Raw genomic sequence first — 1,426 nt, 5'->3', positions numbered from 1 at the left:
TCTCCTAGTACTACAGCGGCACTTGTAGGTGTTGGGGATAGCCGCGTCGGCGCCAGTGGCTGATCTTGGCTTGGGCCTGGTGCTGGCGTCGGAAGAGGGACCAGGCCAGGACGAGCACAGTGTCGGCGACCGGCGGTAAGAGGATGCGGGCGAGGAGCTTGCGGATCTCGTTGCAGGACAAGCGAATCAGGCCGGTTCGTCCCGCGTGGGAGCCCCCTTTTCGGTCGGGTGGCTGGCCCGGATCGCCGCGAGCAGTGCTGCGGCGAGCATGGCCAGGGTGATGTGCCGGTACCAGGCAGGCCACTTGCGGACCTCGTACTGGTCCAGCCCGCACTCGTTCTTCGCGGTCTCGAAGCACTCCTCGACGGACCACCGGGCGCCCACCGCGTTCACGATCTCCGCAAGCGTGGCGTCGACGGGTACGTGGACGAGGAAGAACGCGAGCTCAGCCGGGTCGTCGATCGACCTGCGGACCAGCAGTAGGTGCTCGAAGCCAGCCGCGGGGGCCGCCAGCGCGGACCCGCGACGCCTGGAATGCCGGACCCGGACGGCCAGCGTGGACCAGTCGTAGTACCGCATCCCCTTGGCGCCCCGGCCGCACGCACGGCGCTCCCAGGCCCGTGCCGGAACCAACGGCGCCAACGATCTCACCTGCGAACTCGCGCTGCCCACAGCGACCTTGAAGTCACCGGGTACTGCCATCGCATAGCGGAGGCCCTCCGCCTCCAGCCATTCCCGCAGTCCCGGGTGCTGACCGTAGACCGCATCCGCCGCGACCCAGCCGAACGGCACCCCCGCTGCCACCGCACGCTCAAGCATCCGGCGCCCCAACTCCGGCTTGGACGCGAAGCCCACCTCCTCGGGCACAGCTGCGACGCGGCGCCGATCCGCGTCCTTCACCCACGCCTCGTCGGGCAGGTACAGCTCCCGGTCGATCAACGCCCGCCCCCGCCCGGAGGCGTACGCCAAAAACACCCCCACCTGGCAGTTCTCGATCCGTCCCGCCGTGCCCGTGTACTGACGCTGGACCCCCACCGAGCGGGTCCCCTTCTTCAAGAACCCGGTCTCGTCCAGCACCAGCACTGCCGAGGCCTCGCCGAGCCGCTCGACCGCGTACGCACGCACCACATCACGCACGCCGTCCGCATCCCAGCTCGCCTTCCCGAGCAAACGCTGAGTCGACCACGGGGTCGCGACGCCGGCCTGCTCGGCCAACTGCCAGCCGTTCTTGCGCGGCACGTCTGCCAGCAGCCCACGCACGTACGCCACCGCCGTCGCCCTGGGCTCCGACCGCTCGAAGCAGCCGGCGATCCGCGGCCCCAAGCCGGCCAGCTCAGCACCCCATGAAGACACCTGATCCATAGTCACCACACCAGGATCAGTACCGCCGAGATCACCCACAAGGCAAGTGCCGCTGTAGTACTAG

The 1,426-nt window shown here is 69.1% G+C and carries 1 protein-coding gene; it reads right to left on the bottom strand.

Translation table 11 applies throughout. The features are described 5' to 3' along the window. Positions 1-186: 186 nt before the first annotated feature. Positions 187-1,368, bottom strand: coding sequence for an IS701 family transposase (locus ABZ449_RS42130; RefSeq protein WP_360357466.1), 1,182 nt, complete (start codon positions 1,366-1,368; stop codon positions 187-189). Positions 1,369-1,426 lie beyond the last annotated feature (58 nt).

Source organism: Kitasatospora sp. NPDC005856, from assembly GCF_040629945.1.
Classification (GTDB): Bacteria; Actinomycetota; Actinomycetes; order Streptomycetales; family Streptomycetaceae; genus Kitasatospora.
This window is presented reverse-complemented; position numbering and strand designations above follow the sequence as displayed.